The following is a 17,099-nucleotide window of genomic DNA, read 5'->3' as shown; positions in this document are numbered from 1 at the left end:
GGAGTGCCCGTGCCGGCTGGCAACGATTTCGAGGAACTGCTGGCGCTACTCGACCTGAACCGCGTTTCCGACAATCAATTCACCGGCTCCCACCCCAGCAAGAACCCGATGCGCACGTTCGGCGGCCAGCTTATGGCGCAGTCGTTCGTCGCCAGCAGCCGCACGCTGGCCCAGGACGACCTGCCGCCCAGCGCGCTGTCGGTGCACTTCATCAACGGCGGCGACATCACCAAGGACATCGAATTCCACGTCACCCGGCTGCGCGACGAGCGCCGCTTCGCCAACCGGCGCATCGACGCCGTGCAGGACGGGATTCTGCTGTCCACGGCCCTGATCTCGTACATGTCGGGCGGCCCCGGCCTCGAGCACGGCGTCGACCCGCCTCAGGTGGCGCCGCCCCACGCGCAGCCGTCGCTCGGCGAGCTGTTGCGCGGCTACGAAAAGATCGTCCCGCACTTCGTCAACGCCCTGCAGCCCATCGAATGGCGCTTCACCAACGATCCCTCCTGGGTCATGCGCGACAAGGGCGAGCGGCTGCCGCACAACAGGGTCTGGATGAAGGCGCTGGGTGCGCTGCCCGACGACCCCGTGCTGCACACCGCCACCATGTTGTTCTCCTCGGACACCACGGTGCTGGACTCGGCCATCACCACCCACGGGCTGTCGTGGGGCTTCGACCGCATCTTCGCGGCGTCCGCCAACCATTCCGTGTGGTTTCACCGGCAGGTCAAATTCGACGACTGGGTCCTGTACTCGACGTCGTCGCCGGTGGCCGCGGATTCGCGTGGGCTTGGCACCGGTCACTTCTTCGACCGCTCCGGGCGGGTGATCGCCACGGTGGCGCAGGAAGGCGTGCTGTTATATTTCCCGGCTTCCGGACGATAGACAGGTCACAGTACGACATACCCGCAGGAAAACCGCCTGATTTGGCGCCCACTGGGGCCGCGATCGGGCGTAAGTTCCAATCAGCAGGGTATTCGGTGCGAAGGGCGGTGATCAGGCCGCCGAGCTGGACTTATCGCATCGGGAGGTGAGAGTGAACGGGCCGGTTGACGTCGCAGTCAAAACCCGCGCGGGGGAACGCGTTGTCGTCCACGTCGATTCACGGGCCGCCCGCTGGGTCGGGGCACTGGCCCTGCTGTGCGCGGCCGGGTGGTTGATCCTCATCTTGGCCCGCCACCACCAGCAGCCCTACTGGCACTACTCCGACCGGCTGGGCTGGTCGCTGACCATCCTGGGCGCGGTGGCGTTCATCGCGCGCGGCATCTTCCTGGGCCGTCCGGTGACGGCCATGCACGCCGTCGCCGCAGCGCTTTTCGTGGTGGCGGGGCTGGGTGCGCACGTGCTGTCCTTCGACCTGCTCGGGGACTTGCTGATCGCCGGCTCCGGGATGGTGCTGATGTGGCCGGCCACCGCGCATCCACGGCCCGAGGACCTGCCCCGCGTCTGGAAGTTGATCGATGCCAGCGCCGACGACCCGCTGGCCCCGTTCGCCATGCAGACCGGCAAGTGCTACCACTTCGCGCCGGACGGCACCGCCGCGCTGGCGTATCGGACCCGGCTGGGATACGCCGCGGTGGGTGGGGACCCCATCGGCGAGGAAGCGAAGTTCCCCGAGTTGGTCGCCGACTTCGCCGCCATGTGCCACACCCACGGGTGGCGCATCGCGGTGGTGGGGTGCAGCGAGCGCCGACTCGGGTTGTGGCGCGAGCCGGCGGTGATCGGGCAGAGGTTGCGCGCGATACCGATCGGGCGCGACGTCGTCGTCGACGTGGCGAGCTTCGAGATGGTGGGACGCAAGTTCCGCAACCTGCGGCAGGCGGTGAAACGCACCCACAACTTCGGCGTCACCACCGAGATCGTGGACGAGCAGCAACTCGACGAGAAACTGCTTGCCGAGCTGACCGACGTGGTGCGGGCCTCGCCCAGCGGCGCCCACCACGATCGCGGCTTCTACATGAACCTCGACGGCGTGCTGGAGGGCCGGTTCCCGGGAATCCGGCTGATCGTCGCCAGGGACGCCTCGGGGCAGGTGCAGGGTTTTCATCGGTACGCGACCGCCGGCGGGGGCAGCGACATCAGCCTCGACGTACCGTGGCGTCGCCGCGGGGCGCCCAACGGCATCGACGAGCGGCTCAGCGTCGACATGATCATGGCCGCGAAAGAAGCCGGCGCGCAACGGGTATCGCTCTCGTTCGCGGCGTTCCCGGAGATCTTCGAGGACAAGGACCGCGGCCGGATACAGCGCGTCTTCTACCGGTTGATCCATGTGCTCGACCCGCTGATCGCGCTCGAGTCGCTGTACCGCTATGTGCGCAAGTTCCACGCGCTGGACGCCCGGCGTTACGCGGTGATCTCGATGACCCAGCTGGTCCAGTTGGTGGTGGTGTTGCTGACGCTGGAGTTCACGCCGCGCCGGCGACACCTGTAGATTCCCGGCACCCGTGAGGTCGGATAACCGCTAGCTCGTAGCCCTGGTGGCCGGTTGGCTGGGGTTATGACCCAAATTGCGAGCCTGCGCGATGACGCCATGCGCGAACTGATTTCGAGTTTGTCGGACGTGCAGCCGAGCGCGCCAACGTGGTGTGCGGACTGGAGCGCCCACGAGCTCACCGCGCATGTGACGGCCGCCGCCGATGAGTGGGCCAATCTCATCGAGGATCACCTCGCGGGCAGGCCGGCGAGGCCGACGCGGTCCTGGGAGGTGCGCGAGCCGCCGTTTCGCACAATGCCCGACGCCGAGCTTCGAGAACGCTTGGTGGAACACGCGATTCGCTTCGAGTCCAGCGTGGCGGCACTCGCGGAGGGCGACACCATCATGTACACGGGCTGGGCGATGACCGCCGAGCGGCTGCGCATGCACAGCCACAGCGAGGCGGTACTGCACCGTTGGGATCTGGTAGGCGACGACGACACCAGCATCCGATTGCTGTCCGATCCGGCGATGGTTAGCCACGCGCTCGCGGTGTTCGACGCGCTGCCCGCGTTGGCCGAGGCCGGGCGCTGGCGCGGGTCCGACCTGGTTGTGACGCCGGCGGAGGGCCTGTCGGTGACCGTGAGCGGACGCCGCCTCGTAATAGAGCTGTGGCCCCACCACCTTCCGCTATTCCTGTGGGGGCGGTGTCCGTCACGCCTGCGCGACCCGAACGCCAACGCCGAGACTGGACGACGTCCTCCAGCGCCTCGTTCGTCAGCGCGGTGGGTGAGGTCGGGTTCCACGGCCCGCGAATCTGGCCGCATAACAGGGAATTCTTAGCGAATTGCCGTCGGGCGTACGATGCCGGAACCGCGCGCGAGTGGCGCTTGCAAATTTGAGCTTGGCTTACTCATAATGCAAGTGGCACTTTCTAGACGTTGGGGGTTCGGTGTGCCAGTGAGGGTGACCTGCCGCATCCGTTCGGCGAGGCCTTCCTTTAGAACGGAGGCATCATGACAACGCTCGCAGCTCACGCCAGGGACACCACTACGGAACCGCTGCCCCCGCGGCGCGTAGCGCCGGCGATGGTCCTGGCCGTCATCGGAGCGCTGGTGGCGGGATATGCGCTGTGGACGTGGGCGGGATGGCTCGCCGATGGTCCAAAACCGATCACCGCGAACCGCGATCCCGAGTCGGCTTCGCGCTGGGTCGCCCGCGGATACGAGTTGATCATGGTGGTGGTCGCCGTGGCGATCGCGGTTCGTGTGGTTCGTGAGTGCCTTCGGGAGCGTCGACTCGTCTTCGACGCCATCATGGTGATCGCCGGATTCTTCACGCTGTTTTGGGATCCGATGGTCAACTGGATGCAGCCCAACTTCATGTACAGCTGCCAGTGGCTGAACCTGAACACGTGGGTCGCCAATGCCCCCGGGGTGGTCAACCCGACCGGCAACCTGATGCCGCAACCGGTGTTCATCATGCTCATCTACCCGTTCGGGCTGCTGGGCTTCGCGATGATCCTGAACTACGCGATGGCGGGGCTGCGGCGGCGTTTCCCGCGAATCAGCACCCTCGAGTTGCTTGCGTGCACCTACGCGTTCGGGTGGTTCCTGGGGGTGTGCCTGGAGGCGCCGATGTTCCTGTCCAACCTGTGGGGGCTGCCGGGAGCGCCCGCCGGGCTGTCGTTCTTCTCCGACGCTCACCGCTTTGCCTGGGCGGAGTACCTGACCACGGGGATCGTGTTCACCACTTTCGCCGCGGTGCGATTCTTCCGCGACGACAAGGGTAAGGCGATCACCGAGCGCGGTCTCGAAGGATTGAAACCGGTTGCGCGGTCGGCGGTCTCGGTCTTTGCCACCGTCGCGATCTTCGCGATGTCGATGTGGGCGTTGTTGCTCGTGCAGATCCCCGCCGGGCTGCACTCGTCGCCATACCCAACCGGATACCCGGCCCACCTGATCAACGGGCTGTGCAACATCCCCGGTAACCCGCACTCGACGCAGCCCACCGCCTATGGCCCGTGCCCCGGTAGTCCTGGCTTCCGGATGCCGGTCAAGAACACCTTCGTGCCCGGCGCAGCGGGTTGATCAGGTGAGCGCAGAACGCGACCTGTTCGATTTCGTGGTGATCGGAGGCGGACACAACGGCCTGAGCGCCGCCTGCACCTTGTCGGCGTCGGGCGCCAGCGTCGCGGTGCTGGAGTCACGCAATCACTTGGGCGGGCTGGCCAACAGCGGCGCATTCCTGGCCGAGGCCCCCGACCACATTCTGAGCCTGGGCGCGATGGACGACGTGTTCATGTCCTGCACGCCATTCATCTCCGATCTCGGCCTGCAGCGATATGGCTACGCCGGCACCCCGGTCGAGGCGCCGTACGGCTGGATCGGCGACGACGGCTCCACGCTGCTGCTGTTTCACGACCTGGAACGCACCCTGGCCGAGGTGCACCGCTACTCGCCGCGCGACGCACGCGCATACGCCGAACTGCAGCCCGCCCTGTCCTGGATTTTCGAGGCGTTGACGGCGGTGATGCCGCACCACCCCGCGGACCTGCCGAAGAAGGACTTGGGCAAGCTGTTGCTCAAACTCGCTCCCAGTCGCGCGGTCCGGCGCAGGCTGGGCCAGATCATGAGCAGCAACCTCATCGACTTGATGGCCGAGGTGTTCGAAAGCGACCAGATGCGTTCGCTCGGCACCTACTGGGGCAGCATGATCGGGCCCATCGACCACGACGGGGGCGGCTTCTATTGTGTGGGCCTGGCCGCCGTGCACCGCAAGCCGGGAGTGATCCGCCCGCGCGGCGGCATGAACGGCATCATGGCGGCGATGGCCGCGTATGCCACCGATCGCGGCGCAACGATCCGAACCGGCGCACCGGTGGCTCAGGTGCTGGTCTCGGGTAACCGCGCCACCGGGGTGCGGCTGGCCGACGATTCCGAGATCGGCGCGCGCCGCGGTGTCCTGGCGGCGGTCCCGCCGCAGAGCGCGTACGGCCCGCTGCTGGCCGACGGGGTGCTGGACTCGGGCACCCGGGCCAAGGTGGCGATCCTGCCCGCCAGCGGCAACAACTCGGCCACCTTTAAGATCGACATGGCGCTCTCGGGCAGGCTCCGCTACCCGAAGGGGGCGCAAAAGCGAAGCGGCATCGACGGTTTCGATATCCGCAAGACGTCGCTGATGACCGGGACGTTCGATGACCAGATCCGCCAACTCGCCGCGATCCGCGCGGGCGAGTCGTTGGACAATCCGCCGGTGTACATGGCGGTGCTGACCGCCAACGACGCCGGCCTGGCCCCGGAGGGGCAGGAAGTCGCCTACCTGGCGTCGAACGTTCCGGCCCAACCCCGCGACGGCTGGGACAAAGTCAAACCGTGGTTCTGTGAGGCCATCATGAAATCGGTCACCACGCACCTGGCTGGATTTGAGACCGAGATCGGCCGGATCGAAACCAGCCCGGCGGATTTCGGCGAACAGTACGCAACCCCCAACGGTTCCTACTTCCATGTCGACATGACGCCGTTGCGGCTGTTGATGAACCGTCCGGCACGCGGCCTTGGGGGCTATCGGTCGCCGATCGACGGCTACTACCACGCGGGTGCGGGCTCGCACCCCGGCGGAGGCGTGAGCGGGTGGCCGGGGCGGCTAGCCGCCGAGACCGCCCTCGGACGCCACTGAAGCGGCCGATACAGGACTAACGCACAGTTCGCGGCAGCCAATCCCGTTGGGCAAGTGATGAGTTGCCACCACCACGGTCCGCTCCGCGGACATCAGCCCGGCCCGCGGGCTTAACAGATCGCGCAGGACCCGCTCGGCGTCGGACGCGTCGAGGTGCTCGGTCGGCTCGTCGAGCAGCACGATCCGGGCAGGCGAGATCACGGCGCGGGCCAACAGCAGCCGTCGGCGCTGGCCCGCCGAAAGCGCCTGCGCGCCACCGATCAACACCGTGGACAGGCCTTCGGGCAGGCCGGCGAGCCAGCCGCCGAGGCCGACCGCGCCCAGCGCCGCCGTCAGCTCGTCGTCGTCGCAGTCCCCGCGGGCGACCAGTAGGTTGTCCCGGACCGTGGTGGCAAAGACGTGCGCGTCCTCGGCGAAAAAGCTTACCGTCCGGTGTAATTCGTCTTGGTCGAAGCGGCCGATGTCGGTGCCGTCCAGCGTCACCCGCCCGTCCAGCGGGGGGACCAGCCCCGCGAGCGTCATCAGCAGCGTCGTCTTACCCGAACCGCTCGCGCCCGTGACGGCCAGTCTGGCGCCCGGTGGTAGAACGAACTCCACGCGGGTGAGCCGGACCGCGTTCGGGTGGCCGTAGCAGACATCGACTCCGAGCGCGCCGGTGCCGTCGGGCACCGGTTGGCCGGGCTCCTTCGGGCGCTCCGGGGCAGCCACGTCGAGCAGGCGACGCGCGGCGATCCGTGACCGCGTCAGCTGCACGGCGGCGGCCGGCAACGGCGTGGTCGCCTCGAACGCGGACAGCGGCAACAACATCAGGACCGCGAGCGTGGTGGGCGCGACGGTGTGCGCCAACGCGATCCCGGCCACCACCGCGCCCAGCACGCTCGCCCCGATTGCCGCGGTCGGCATCGCCTCGGCGATCGCGGCCGGTCTCGCCGCGGCGTCGAGGGCCCCGGCCCAGGCGCGGTGGCGGCCTTGCGCATCGGCGATTACGCCGGGCAGTGCGCCCGCGACGCGCAACTCCGGGGCGTGTTCGAGGGCGATCATCGCCGACGTGTCGCGATCGGAATGGTATTGGCGGGCAACCTCTTCCTGGGTGGCGGCGGCCCTGCCGGCGAGCCTCGGGGCGACATAGCCGGCGATCAGCAGGCAGGCCGCCAGCACCGCGGCGGCCGGCAACGAAATGGCCGCGACGACCCCTACCGCCGCCACCGCGAGCACCCCGGCGACGGCGATCGGCACCACGGCGCGCACCAGCACGTTGGCCAGCTCGTCGACGTCGGCGCCCACCCTGGCCACCAGCTCACCGCTGTGTAGGCGGACGGCCGCCGCCGCGGGCCCCCGGGCCAGCCGGCGGTAGATCTGCGCCCGGGCCGTGCCGGCCGCCCGCAGCGCGGTGTCGTGGGTGGCCAGCCGCTCGCAGTAGTGCAGCACGCCACGCGAAATCGCGAAGGCGCGCACGGCGACGACCGCGACGGACAGGTCCACCACGGGCGGCATCTGCCAGGCCCGCGTGATCAGCCAAGCCGAAACCCCGGCCAGGGCCAGCGCGCTGCCCAGCGACAGCACGCCCAGCGCGACGGCCGCGAGGATCCGCGGGACGCGCGGGCGCAGCAGGCTGGTGGTGGCCAGGAGGAGATCAGACCGCGGCATGGCGCACCCCCGCGTCGGCGGCCACTTCGATCACCCGGTCACCGATCGCGAGGACGGGCTCGCGGTGCCCGACGACCACCACCGTCGCGCCCGAGCGTGCGCGCTCGACGATGGCCCGCAGCACCCGCTGTTCGGTGCGTGCGTCAAGGTGCGCGGTGGGCTCGTCGAGCAGCAGCACCGGGGCCCGCGAGCCGAGCGCCCGGGCGAGGCCCAGCCGCTGGCGCTGGCCCAGCGACAACCCGACGCCGCCGCGCCCGAGCACGGTTTCCATCCCGTCGGGCAGCTCGGGCAGCACGGTATCGAAACCCGATGCGGCGCAGGCCCCATCGACGTCGTCGAGCTTTCCGAACAGGGTCAGGTTGTCGCGCACGGTGCCCGGGACGAGGACGGGGCGCTGCGGCAGCCAGGACAGCTGCCGCCACCACGCGTCACGGTCCAGGTCGGCGACGTCGGTTCCGGCCACGGTGATCCGGCCGGAGGACGGCGCGGTCAGCCCGGCGATGACCTGCAGCGTGGTGCTCTTGCCCGCGCCGTTGTGCCCGGTCAACACCGTGACCCGGCCGGGTTCCAGAACCGCGGTGAGCTCTCGGGGCGCGTGGCCGTCTCGGCCCAGCACGCTGAGGTCCTCGATGCGGATCTGTTCACCGCGCGCGGTCACCCACCGGTTCCGCACCGTCGGGGCCGCGGGCTCGCCGATGAGGGCGAACGCCTTGTCGGCCGCGGTCCTACCCTCCTGGGCGGCATGGAATTCCACGCCAATGCGGCGAAGCGGCCAGTAAACGTCGGGCGCCAGCAGCAGCACCGTCAGGCCGGTGGCCAGGGTCATCTCGCCGAACAGCAGGCGCAGGCCGATACCGACCGCGATCAGTGCCACGCCGAGCGTGGCCAGCAATTCGAGCACCAGCGCCGAGAGGAACGCGATCCGCAGGGTCGCCATCGCCGAGCGTCGGTGGGCCGCAGCCAGTTCGGCGATCCGGTGTTCGGGACCGCGGCCACGGCCCAGCGCGCGCAGCGTCGGTATGCCGGCGATCAGGTCCAGCAGCCGGGCCTGTAGCGTCGTCATGGCCTCCAGCGCCGCCGCGGATCGGTCGGCCGTCGCCATCCCGATCAGCACCATGAAAACCGGGATCAGCGGCAGCGTGATCAGCACGATCACCATCGATTTCGGGTCGTAGAGCGCAATAACGGCGACGGTCGCCGGGGTCAGGATCGCGGCAAGCAGCAAGGTGGGCAGGTATCCGGTGAAGTAGGGCCGCAACCCGTCCAGGCCGCGCGTCACCACGACCGCGGCGGCATCGCGCTGCGCGGCGAGTTCGGCCGGCTGCCGGGCCGTCACGGCGGCCAGCACCTCACCGTTGAGGTCGGCGATGACGGCGCCGGCACCTCGCTGACCTAGGCGCGCCTGCAGCCAGTGCGCCACCGTGCGAATCACCCACAGCACCAACAGGATCGACAGCGGCACGAGCCAGGCGCGCACGCTGCGTGCCGACGGATCGCCGACGATGCGCGCCACGACGTTCGCCAGCACGATCGCTGAGCCGATCGCACAGCCGGAGATCACCACCCCACAGCCCACCGCGGCGACCAGATAGCGCCGCAGCGCGCCCGACACCCGCCACAGCCGCGGGTCCAGCGGCGCTCGCGATGCCCTTGCGCTCAGGACGCACGCCTCGCCAGGCCGATGGACGGCGGTATCCGCTCGGACGAGATCCGTTGCCGGAACACCCAATACGTCCACGCCTGGTAGACGACCGTCAGCGGGGCCATGAACGCCGTCACCCAGGTCATGATCTTCAGGGTGTAGGGGGTCGACGAGGCGTTGTAGATCGTCACGCTCCACTGACTGTTCAGCGTCGAGGGCACCAGGTTCGGGTACAGCGAGCCGAACAGCAGGATCACGACGGCCGCGACCACCAGCGCCGTGCAGGTGAAAGCCCAGCCGTCCGACACGCGCCGCCACACCAGCAGCACCGCCGCCAGCTGCGCGACGACCGCGACCCCCAGCACCACCCACGTCCAGCCCTTGCCGTGCGCCAGCTGCGTCCAAAGCCCAAAGGCCGCAACCAGTACGGTCACCGGCAGCGACAGCCACACCGCGAATCGATGCGCGTCATCGCGGATCGTGCCCGACGTCTTCAGGCCGACGAACACCGCGCCGTACAGCAGGAACAGCCCGGCGGTGGCCAGGCCGCCCAGCAGCGTGTAGGCGTTGAGCACGTCGGTGATCGACAGGTTGACGTGACCGGCGGCGTCCACCGGCAGCCCGCGGACCAGGATGGCGAACGCGACGCCCCACAGGATGGCGGGCAGCCACGACCCGGCGGCGATCCCGAAATCGGCCCAGCCGCGCCACTTCGTGTCATCGACCTTGCCGCGCCATTCGATCGCGACGGAGCGCACGATCATGCCGAACAGGATCGCCAGCAGCGGCAGATACAGCGTCGAGAACACCGTGGCGTACCAGCCGGGAAACGCGGCGAACATCGCCGCGCCGCCCGTGATCAGCCAGACCTCGTTGCCGTCCCACACCGGGCCGATGGTGTTGAGCGCCGTGCGGCGATGCAGCTCCGGATCGCCCACGCCGAAGCGGGCGAACGGTTCCATCAGCATGCCCACGCCGAAGTCGAAGCCCTCGAGGATGAAGAAACCGAGGAACAGCATCGCGATGATGCCGAACCACAACTGTTGCAATGCCACCGGTCAGCTCCTTAATACGCGAACGAAAGTGGCGCCACGTCGTCCTCGCTGGGCGCTCGGGGCGGCGCCGGTTCGGCGTCGTGTTCCTGTGGGCCCGCAGCGACGTAGCGCCTGAGCAGGTAGAACCAGATGACCGCGAGCACCGCGTAGACGAGGGTGAAGGTCACCAGGGACGTGACCACCATTCCGGGGGTGAGGTGGGAGACGGCTTCGTGAACGGTAAACCTCACCTGCTGATCGCCGGTCGGGTTCGGAACGACGATCCAGGGCTGGCGGCCCATTTCGGTGAAGACCCACCCGGAGATGTTGGCCAGGAATGGCGTTGGAATGGTCAGCAGCGCAAACCACGAGAACCAGCGCTGGTTGGGCACCCGGTCGCCGCGGGTGAACCACAACGTCGCGAGCGCGAACAGCACCGGAATGGCGAGGAATCCGATCATGGCGCGGAAGGACCAGTAGGTGACGAAAAGATTGGGCCGGTAGTCGTTAGGCCCGAATCGGTGCTCGAAGTCCTGCTGGATGTTGCGCACACCTTCCAACGTGACACCGCTGGTCTTGCCCTCGGCCAGGAACGGCAACACGTACGGCACCTCGATCACGCGGGTGATGCTGTCGCAGTTGTTGTGCGTGCCGACGGTCAGGATCGAGAAGTTCGGATCGGATTCGGTGCTGCACAACGATTCCGCCGACGCCATCTTCATCGGCTGCTGAACGAACATCAGCTTGCCCTGGCGGTCGCCGGTGAAGAACAGCCCGACTGCGGCGAGCAGCACCACCCAGCAGCCCAGGATGGCCGCGGGGCGAAACACGTTGCGGGCGTCGGCTTCGGAGAGGGCGGATGCCGGATTGCGCGAACGGATCAGCCACCACGCGCTGACGGCGGCGACGAAAGTTCCGGCGGTTAGTAGCGCCCCTGCCACCGTGTGCGTAAACGCTGCCAGCGCAGTGTTATTGGACAGCAGCGCCAAGATGCTGTTCAGCTCGGCGCGGTGCGTCGTCGGGTTGTAGTGCGCGCCGACCGGGTGTTGCATGAACGAATTCGCCACGATGATGAAGAACGCGGACACGTTGACACTGATCGCGACGATCCAGATGCAGGCCAGGTGTAGCAGCCGCGGCAGCCGGCTCCAGCCGAAGATCCACAACCCGATGAAGGTGGACTCGAAGAAGAAGGCGAACAGGCCCTCCATCGCAAGCGGGGCGCCGAAGATGTCGCCGACGAACCGCGAATACTCGCTCCAGTTCATCCCGAACTGAAATTCCTGGACGATGCCCGTCGCCACGCCGATGGCGAAGTTGATCAGGAACAGCTTGCCGAAGAACTTGGTCAGCCGATACCAGGCCGCGTTGCCCGTGGCCACCCACACCGTCTGCATGACGGCCAGCAGCGGGGCCAAGCCGATGGTGAGCGGCACGAAGATGAAGTGGTAGACGGTGGTGATACCGAACTGCCACCGCGAAATATCGACGACACTCATCTGTCATCTCCCTACTGCGGGCTATCTACGACGCAGTGTAGTAGTTAGTCGGCGCTGACGCCACGAGCCAATTCCCTGGACGCCTTGCGGATGCCGAACGAGGACACGATCTCGAAAACGCCGATTACCACGAACCAGACGCCGACCACGATCGCCAGAGTGACGATCGAGGAGAACGGCGACGCCAAAACGACGATGCCGGCAAGCAGGCTGATCACGCCGATGAAAATCGACCAGCCCCGCCCCGGCAGGACGGGATCGCTGATGGCCGAAACCGTCGTCGCGACCCCGCGGAAGATGAACCCGATGCCAATCCAGATGGCCAGCAACAAGACCGCGTAGCCCTGGCCGAAGTGACGAAATGCCAACACCGCCAGGATGAGTGACGCCGCGCCGCTGACGAACAACAGGATCCGGCTTCCCGCCGAAACATGCAGGCTGAACGCGAAGACCACCTGCGCGGCCCCGGTGATCAACAGATAGATGCCGAACGCGACGGCGGCGGCCAGGATGGAAATCCCCGGCCACGCCAGGATCACGGCGCCGACGACGATCGACAGAAATCCCGATACCAGCGCGGATTTCCACAAGTGCGGCAACAAGCTTGGGACAGGGGCGGTTCCAGGCGTGGTTTGCATGGCCGAAGTCTGGCACAAATCACGGACCGGGGGATAGGGACTTTCGGCTCAGACGCGCGCGGTGCGCGGTTCCTCGGCGGGCAGGTCGGCGGGTTCCTCGGTTGCCTTGCGCCCGATCAGGTACCACGTTCGCATGAGGCCCTTGCCCTTGATCTCGATGCTGCCCCGCTCCTGCAGCACGAACTCGTCCTTGAGGCGCTCGTACATCGCCTCGGGCACCTGGATCCGGCCCACCGAGTCGGTGGATTCCATCCGGGAGGCGACGTTGACCGCGTCGCCCCACACGTCGTAGAAGAACCTGCGCGCGCCGACGACACCCGCGACCACCGGCCCGCAGGCCATGCCCACCCGCAGCTGGATCGGCTGACCGTGCGGATCCCTCAGCGCCGCTGCGACATTGGCAATGTCAAGCGCGAAATCCGCCAGCGCGCGGGAATGGTCGGGCCGTGACCGCGGAACTCCGCTGACCACCATGTACGAGTCGCCGCTGACTTTGATTTTCTCCAGGCCGTGCTTGTCGACGAGGGTGTCGAACGCGCCGTACAGGCGGTCGAGGAAGCGCACCAGGTCGGCGGGCGGGGTGCTACTGGCGCGCTCGGTGAATCCGACGATGTCGGCGAACAACACCGAGGCGTCGTCGTACTTGTCGGCGATGATGTTGCGGCCGGGCTCCTTGAGGCGCTCGGCGATGCTGGCGGGCAACATGTTCTCCAGCAGCGTCTCCGAGCGCGCGTACTGGGCCTCCATCGCGGCCTCGGCGCGCGCGGTGTCACGCAGGGCGTACCACATCGTCACGACGACCATCACGACGGCGGACACGGTTGTGACGACAAAGCCCATCGACGTAACCCAGGCCGGCTGGACCCCCGTCTCGCGCGGAATCAGGAACTCCACCGCGACGGTCAGGCCGGCGGCCATCGCCGCCAGGACCGCCGCCAAAACGATGTGTTCGATCCCGACCAGCAACACCACCAGACACGCGCCGACCAGGAAGAAGAACTGACCTCCGGAACCGGTACCCACCGCGAGGCAGCTGGCGACAATCGAGACGTAGGCCGCGCAGATAAACGTCACCGGCGCAACCAATTCTCCGAAGCGCCGCAGCCAAGGAATGATCGAAAAGACCACGGCGGCGCAGATGTTGATCGAGTTGATCCGCCAGGACCACGATCCGGCGGCGACCTGCACGCACACGAAGGTGGCGAGGATGATTACGGCCAGCCCGGCCGCGATGTTGAGCACCCGGCCGCGGCGCGCGGCGCTGGCGGCGTAGTGCTGGTTGCGGTCGTGGGTCTGCGCCCGCACCGCGGCGACGCAGTCCGGGCGGTTCGGCGAGCCTTCTGACCGGGGTGGGGCTCCGCATTTCTTCGCGCCCACGTTCAAAGCGTAACCGTTGACCTCGTCAATTGTCGGGTGCCTGGTCAACATCGTGGGTGAGCCAGTCTGACGGCGGGTGCTCGGCCAGCGAGCCGTTGGGCATGATGTGCCGCACCGCGTGGCCGTCGCGGTTGGCCAGGTCGGCGATCATTCGCCGGTGGCAGCGCCACCAGGTCGGTTCGCCGCACATGATGGCCACGTCGCCGGCCTCGGCGTCCTGCAGCAGCCGCCGGTAGGCAGCCTGGAAGCCGGGAGTGTGGGTGTGGGCCGCGTAGTTGGCGAATGCCGCGTTCTCCCACCACTGGTCGCGAGGTAGTCGGGTGGCCGGCGGCTTGCGTCGTCCACCGAGATCCGGTTCGTGGCGGTAGGCGATCCCGGCGGCGTTCAGCCAGCCCGGCATCGCGTCCTTGGACACGGCGGGGTTGCGGCGCGAGCCGGGGAAACTGCGGACGTCGACCAGCAGCGTGATGCCGTGCCGGCGAAGCGCGGCGGTGAGTTCGTCGGCGGTTTTCGCGCCGTGTCCGATGGTGTACAGCATTTGAGAGGAGTGCCCTCGGTGGGATTCGAACCCACACTGGACGGGTTTTGAGTCCGTTTCCTCTGCCAGTTGGGATACGAGGGCTGGGCAGCCTCCCACCATAGAGGATCGCCGCGCCGATCGATTCTCACCGCCCCCGAGTTCGCTGGTCGCGGACGTGCAGGACACAATATCCGTCATGACAGGCCCCACGACCGACACCGACGCCGCTGTGCCGCGCCGGGTCCTGATCGCGGAAGACGAAGCGCTCATCCGGCTTGACCTGGCCGAGATGCTCCGAGAGGAGGGGTACGACATCGTCGGCGAGGCCGGCGACGGCCAGGAAGCCGTCGAACTGGCCGAGCGCCATCAGCCCGACCTGGTGATCATGGACGTGAAGATGCCGCGCCGCGACGGCATCGACGCGGCCTCGGAGATCGCCAGCAAGCGCATCGCGCCGATCGTGGTGCTGACCGCGTTCAGCCAGCGCGACCTGGTCGAGCGCGCCCGTGACGCCGGCGCGATGGCCTACCTGGTGAAGCCGTTCACTATCAGCGATCTGATCCCGGCCATCGAATTGGCAGTGAGCCGCTTCAGCGAGATCAGGGAGCTGGAACGCGAAGTGGCGACGCTGTCCGACCGGCTGGAGACCCGCAAGGTCGTCGAGCGCGCCAAGGGCCTGTTGCAGACCAAGCAGGGCATGACCGAGCCCGAGGCGTTCAAGTGGATCCAGCGCGCGGCCATGGACCGTCGGACCACCATGAAACGGGTGGCCGAGGTGGTCTTGGAAACCCTCGGCGACGCGCCGAAAGACGCCGCTTCCGAGTAACGCGAGCGCGCCGAGTCTGCGCTCAGATCGCGAATTCCGGCGATTCGACGCTCTGGTCGCAGTCTCGGCGAAAGGCCAGACCGACTAGCGCGCGACGATCACCGACGAGCCGTGGCCGAACAGGCCCTGATTGGCGGTGACGCCGACGGTCGCGTTCTCGACCTGACGCCCCGTCGCCTGCCCGCGCAGCTGCCAGGTCAGCTCGCAGACCTGGGCGATGGCCTGTGCGGGGATGGCCTCGCCGAAGCAGGCCAGCCCGCCCGACGGATTGACCGGGACCCTGCCGCCGATCGTGGTGGCGCCGCTGCGCAGCAGCGCCTCGGCCTCGCCCTTGGCGCACAGCCCCAGGTGCTCGTACCAGTCGAGCTCCAGCGCGGTGGACAGGTCGTAGACCTCGGCCAGGCTGACGTCCTCGGGCCCGATGCCCGCCTCGGCGTAGGCCGCGTCGAGGATCTGGTCCTTGAACACCCGCTCGGGCGCGGCGACGACGGCGGTGGAATCCGTTGCGATGTCGGGCAATTCGGGCAGGTGCTGGGGGTAGCGCGGCGTCACGGTGCTGACCGCGCGCACCGACGGCACGCCGGTGACCGAACCGAGGTGCTTCTCGGTGAACGACTTGCTCGCCACGATCAGCGCCGCCGCCCCGTCGGAGGTGGCGCAGATGTCCAGCAGCCGCAGCGGGTCCGAGACCACCGGGCTGGCCAGCACGTCGTCGATCGAGTTCTCCTTGCGGTAGCGGGCATTCGGGTTGTTGAGCCCGTGCTTGGAGTTCTTGACCTTCACCTGCGCGAAGTCCTCAAGGGTGGCGCCGTAGAGGTCCATCCGCCGCCGCGCCAGCAGCGCGAAGTACACCGTGTTGGTCGCGCCGATCAGGTGGAAGCGCTGCCAGTCCGGATCGTTTTTGCGCTCGCCGCCGACGGGCGCGAAGAAACCCTTCGGCGTGGTGTCGGCACCGATCACGAGTGCGACGTCGCAGAACCCGGCCAGGATCTGGGCCCGCGCGCTCTGCAGCGCCTGCGAGCCGCTCGCGCACGCGGCGTAGCTCGAGCTGACCGGAATCCCGTTCCAGCCCAGCTTCTGCGCGAACGTCGCACCGGCGACGAAACCCGGGTAGCCGTTGCGGATGGTGTCCGCGCCGGCGACCAACTGGATCTGATTCCAGTCCAGGCCGGCCTCGGTCAGCGCGGCGCGCGCGGCGACGACCCCGTATTCGGTGAAGTCCCGGCCCCACTTGCCCCAGGGGTGCATGCCGGCGCCGAGGATGTACAGCGGTTCGGGCGCGCTCATGACGCCACCTTCCACGCATAGACGACGCGTTGCACCCCGTCGTCGTCGGTGAACAGCGGCATCGTCGTCAGCTCCATCTCCATGCCCACCTTCAGGTCGGCCGCCAGCGTGCCCTCGACCACCTTGCCCAGCACGATCAGGCCCTCATCAGCCAGCTGCACCGCGGCGACGGCGAACGGCTCGAACGGGTCGGGTGAGGGGTACGGCGGCGGTGGCGCGTAACGGTTTTCGGTGTAGCTCCACAGCGTCCCGCGGGTCGACAACGCGACGGCCTCCAGCGTGTCGCTGGCGCAGGCCGGGTTGGGGCAGTTGTTCTCGCGGGGTGGGAAAACGTAGGTGCCGCACTCGGGGCACTTGCTGCCGATCAAATGGGCGCTACCGGCGTCGTCGGTGGCGAACCATCCGTCGATCGCGGGTTCTTGGCTGGTTAGCTCGGGCACCCGCCCACACTACCAAGCGCTTGTTTGGGCACGCCAGCTCTCGTCGGACCGAGTGCCTAGAGTGAATGCCGTGCCCGCCGCCACCGAGGAACAAACCA

At 68.0% G+C, this 17,099-nt stretch carries 15 protein-coding genes and 1 tRNA gene; 6 read left to right on the top strand and 10 right to left on the bottom strand.

Annotation, left to right across the window (positions count from 1 at the left end; genetic code table 11):
- Positions 1-3: 3 nt before the first annotated feature.
- The 5 genes from AC5Y5E_RS05250 to AC5Y5E_RS05230 all read left to right on the top strand — a co-directional run bounded on the left by AC5Y5E_RS05250 (position 4) and on the right by AC5Y5E_RS05230 (position 6,091).
- On the top strand, positions 4-885 hold the full coding sequence (locus AC5Y5E_RS05250; RefSeq protein ID WP_499901937.1) for an acyl-CoA thioesterase II: 882 nt from the start codon (positions 4-6) through the stop codon (positions 883-885).
- Between the two features lie 151 nt (positions 886-1,036).
- Positions 1,037-2,431 carry a bifunctional lysylphosphatidylglycerol flippase/synthetase MprF gene (locus tag AC5Y5E_RS05245; RefSeq protein ID WP_499901936.1) on the top strand — a complete coding sequence of 465 codons (1,395 nt, stop codon included), beginning with the start codon at positions 1,037-1,039 and terminating at the stop codon, positions 2,429-2,431.
- 66 nt (positions 2,432-2,497) lie between these two features.
- Positions 2,498-3,256: a maleylpyruvate isomerase N-terminal domain-containing protein gene (locus tag AC5Y5E_RS05240; RefSeq protein ID WP_499901935.1), complete on the top strand. Its 759-nt coding sequence runs from the start codon at positions 2,498-2,500 to the stop codon at positions 3,254-3,256.
- 173 nt (positions 3,257-3,429) lie between these two features.
- Positions 3,430-4,503, top strand: coding sequence for a spirocyclase AveC family protein (locus tag AC5Y5E_RS05235; protein WP_499901934.1), 1,074 nt, complete (start codon positions 3,430-3,432; stop codon positions 4,501-4,503).
- A gap of 4 nt (positions 4,504-4,507) precedes the next feature.
- On the top strand, positions 4,508-6,091 hold the full coding sequence (locus AC5Y5E_RS05230; protein WP_499901933.1) for a phytoene desaturase family protein: 1,584 nt from the start codon (positions 4,508-4,510) through the stop codon (positions 6,089-6,091).
- On the opposite strand, the gene cydC is transcribed toward AC5Y5E_RS05230, so the two are convergent.
- The 8 genes from cydC to AC5Y5E_RS05190 form a co-directional block, all read right to left on the bottom strand.
- Positions 6,059-7,738 (bottom strand): thiol reductant ABC exporter subunit CydC, encoded by a 1,680-nt coding sequence (gene cydC / locus AC5Y5E_RS05225; RefSeq protein ID WP_499901932.1) that lies wholly within the window; start codon positions 7,736-7,738, stop codon positions 6,059-6,061. The genes AC5Y5E_RS05230 and cydC overlap by 33 nt on opposite strands.
- Positions 7,725-9,314, bottom strand: a complete 1,590-nt coding sequence (gene cydD, locus AC5Y5E_RS05220) for a thiol reductant ABC exporter subunit CydD (RefSeq protein WP_499902606.1) — start codon at positions 9,312-9,314, stop codon at positions 7,725-7,727. The genes cydC and cydD overlap by 14 nt, the downstream gene beginning before the upstream one ends.
- 80 nt (positions 9,315-9,394) lie before the next feature.
- Positions 9,395-10,435: a cytochrome d ubiquinol oxidase subunit II gene (gene cydB, locus AC5Y5E_RS05215; protein ID WP_499901931.1), complete on the bottom strand. Its 1,041-nt coding sequence runs from the start codon at positions 10,433-10,435 to the stop codon at positions 9,395-9,397.
- Between the two features lie 11 nt (positions 10,436-10,446).
- Positions 10,447-11,913: a cytochrome ubiquinol oxidase subunit I gene (locus AC5Y5E_RS05210; RefSeq protein WP_499901930.1), complete on the bottom strand. Its 1,467-nt coding sequence runs from the start codon at positions 11,911-11,913 to the stop codon at positions 10,447-10,449.
- Between the two features lie 44 nt (positions 11,914-11,957).
- The gene (locus AC5Y5E_RS05205) at positions 11,958-12,551 is read right to left on the bottom strand and encodes an HdeD family acid-resistance protein (protein WP_499901929.1); all 594 of its coding nucleotides are present in this window, start codon (positions 12,549-12,551) and stop codon (positions 11,958-11,960) included.
- A 48-nt stretch (positions 12,552-12,599) separates the two neighbouring features.
- On the bottom strand, positions 12,600-13,928 hold the full coding sequence (locus AC5Y5E_RS05200) for an adenylate/guanylate cyclase domain-containing protein (RefSeq protein WP_499901928.1): 1,329 nt from the start codon (positions 13,926-13,928) through the stop codon (positions 12,600-12,602).
- Positions 13,929-13,953: 25 nt separating this feature from the next.
- Positions 13,954-14,466 carry a DUF488 domain-containing protein gene (locus AC5Y5E_RS05195; protein ID WP_499901927.1) on the bottom strand — a complete coding sequence of 171 codons (513 nt, stop codon included), beginning with the start codon at positions 14,464-14,466 and terminating at the stop codon, positions 13,954-13,956.
- 10 nt (positions 14,467-14,476) lie between these two features.
- Positions 14,477-14,550: transfer RNA gene (locus AC5Y5E_RS05190), tRNA-Leu, on the bottom strand.
- A gap of 94 nt (positions 14,551-14,644) precedes the next feature.
- Between AC5Y5E_RS05190 and AC5Y5E_RS05185 the strand changes: the two genes are divergently transcribed.
- Entirely contained in the window at positions 14,645-15,274 is a 630-nt protein-coding gene (locus AC5Y5E_RS05185; protein ID WP_499901926.1) for an ANTAR domain-containing response regulator, read from the top strand.
- A gap of 84 nt (positions 15,275-15,358) precedes the next feature.
- Here the strand turns inward: AC5Y5E_RS05185 and AC5Y5E_RS05180 are convergent, their stop codons facing one another.
- Both AC5Y5E_RS05180 and AC5Y5E_RS05175 read right to left on the bottom strand, forming a co-directional pair.
- Positions 15,359-16,561 (bottom strand): lipid-transfer protein, encoded by a 1,203-nt coding sequence (locus tag AC5Y5E_RS05180; RefSeq protein WP_499901925.1) that lies wholly within the window; start codon positions 16,559-16,561, stop codon positions 15,359-15,361.
- A complete protein-coding gene (locus tag AC5Y5E_RS05175; protein WP_499901924.1) occupies positions 16,558-17,001 on the bottom strand; it encodes a Zn-ribbon domain-containing OB-fold protein in 444 nt (147 codons plus the stop codon). The genes AC5Y5E_RS05180 and AC5Y5E_RS05175 overlap by 4 nt, the downstream gene beginning before the upstream one ends.
- Between the last annotated feature and the right edge of the window lie 98 nt (positions 17,002-17,099).

The sequence above is a fragment of the Mycobacterium sp. NGS54 genome (assembly GCF_059812465.1).
The sequence above is the reverse complement of the archived record's forward strand: the minus strand, read 5'-3'. Positions and strand labels throughout refer to the sequence as shown.